General features: G+C 65.9%; 1 protein-coding gene and 2 rRNA genes. 1 reads left to right on the top strand and 2 read right to left on the bottom strand.

Annotated elements, in window-relative coordinates; all coding sequences use genetic code 11:
- Positions 1 to 689: DUF58 domain-containing protein (locus tag ACGF5U_RS31890; RefSeq protein WP_392818964.1), on the top strand; the 689-nt coding region annotated here is incomplete at its 5' end.
- Between the two features lie 826 nt (positions 690 to 1,515).
- Here ACGF5U_RS31890 and rrf read toward each other — a convergent pair.
- A 5S ribosomal RNA gene (rrf, locus tag ACGF5U_RS31885) occupies positions 1,516 to 1,632 on the bottom strand.
- A 79-nt stretch (positions 1,633 to 1,711) separates the two neighbouring features.
- A 23S ribosomal RNA gene (locus tag ACGF5U_RS31880) occupies positions 1,712 to 2,008 on the bottom strand; the annotation flags it as partial.

Here is a 2,008-nt window from a genome sequence, read left to right as displayed (position 1 = left end):
CCATCGACTGGCGGGCCACCGCGCGCCAGTCAACCGTTGCCGTACGCACCTGGCGTCCCGAGCGTGACCGCCACATCCTCCTCGTCCTCGACACGGGACGCACCTCGGCCGGCCGGGTGGGCGATGTGCCACGCCTCGACGCGGCCATGGACGCGGCCCTGCTGCTCACCGCTCTCGCCACGCGTGCGGGCGATCGTGTGAACCTCCTCGCCTACGACCGAAAGATCCGGACCCAGGTGCGGGGCAGGGCCGCCGGAGGCGATGTCCTGTCGACGGTCGTCGGTGCCCTGGCACCGCTGGAACCGGAGCTCGTGGAGACCGACGCACGCGGTCTCAGCAAGGCGGCTCTGGCGAGCGCTCCCCACCGCTCCCTGATCGTGCTGTTCACAGGCCTGGACGCCGCTCCCATCGAGGAAGGGCTGCTCCCGGTCCTCCCTCAGCTCACGAAGCGCCACACGGTGCTGGTGGCCGCGGTAGCGGATCCTCACGTCGAGACGATGACGCACGCGCGGGGCAGTGTGGACGCGGTGTATGACGCCGCGGCCGGAACACAGACGCAGGCTCAGCGCCGCGGTACGGCGGACCAGCTACGCCGTCATGGCGTCGTGGTCGTCGACGCGGCTCCGGCCGACCTCGCACCTGCCGTAGCCGACGCCTACCTCGCGTTGAAAGCGGCTGGCCGGCTCTAGGCCGGTGCCCAGGACCGTCCCTCCACCCGCAGCACCCACTCGTCCCCATCGGTAGATCCCGCCTCAATGTCTCAGTGCCTCGATCACGTTGACAGACGCCCTCGATGCATCAGCACCAGGGCCGACGAAGTCGGGCGGGGTGGGCTGGACCCCGATGAGGTCCACCCTTCAGTTCTGCGGACGAGAGGTCAAGGAGTCCTTTGCGCTCGCTCTCCCTGGGGTGAGGGGCCCACGAGTGCCTGGCCCTCTCCGCGAGCGGAAGCAGGGCTCGTGGGTCAGGTCGAGTCTTCGATGGCACCTCGTGCCCGCAGCGCCTTCCCTCACGGTCCGGGTCGGGGGACCTCGGACTGCAGCGGGGCGCGCGCGTCTCACCCGGACCGGGTTTCACGGCCGCGGTGACCCGGATGTCCGCGTCGACGCGGCCGCTCACGAAAGAGCAAGCCGTGGCGTCGTATCTGTCACGCAGGGCAGCCGGGCGTTTCGGTGCCGCACCGGCAGTCCCACCGGTCCTGCGGCAGCACCTTCCCCGGTCGCCCTGGCCGAGAGCTGGAAACGACGATGCGAGGTGCCGAGCCAGGTGCATGCCGTGCCGTGACAGTTCATGAGCCTGCGGCAAAAAGCGGGCCGCGGCATCCCTCGCGTCGTATCGGAAGCCGTCCCCATCTGCTCCGAAGAACGAGCTTCAGCAGATGGCCCCTGCGCCTCGATGATCAGCGTGATCACGCCTCTCGGAGCCGGCTGATCCGAGCCGGGCATCCATCGAAAACGGCTCCGGAACGCAGAAAAGCCCCGTGCCACAAGGGCACGGGGCTTTCCCGGAATAATTGTTCGGCGGCGTCCTACTCTCCCACAGGGTCCCCCCTGCAGTACCATCGGCGCTGAAAGGCTTAGCTTCCGGGTTCGGAATGTAACCGGGCGTTTCCCTAACGCAATGACCACCGAAACACTATGAAATTAACCAACACCGGATGAAAACACGGCCGTTCGTTATTTCAGAACTAACACAGTGGACGCGAGCAACTGAGGACAAGCCCTCGGCCTATTAGTACCAGTCAGCTCCACCCGTTACCGGGCTTCCACATCTGGCCTATCAACCCAGTCGTCTACTGGGAGCCTTAACCACTCAAGGTGGTGGGAATACTCATCTCGAAGCAGGCTTCCCGCTTAGATGCTTTCAGCGGTTATCCTTTCCGAACGTAGCCAACCAGCCATGCCCTTGGCAGGACAACTGGCACACCAGAGGTTCGTCCGTCCCGGTCCTCTCGTACTAGGGACAGCCCTTCTCAATATTCCTACGCGCACAGCGGATAGGGACCGAA

Source organism: Streptomyces sp. NPDC047886 (assembly GCF_043204435.1).
Taxonomy (GTDB): Bacteria; Actinomycetota; Actinomycetes; order Streptomycetales; family Streptomycetaceae; genus Streptomyces.
This window is presented reverse-complemented; position numbering and strand designations above follow the sequence as displayed.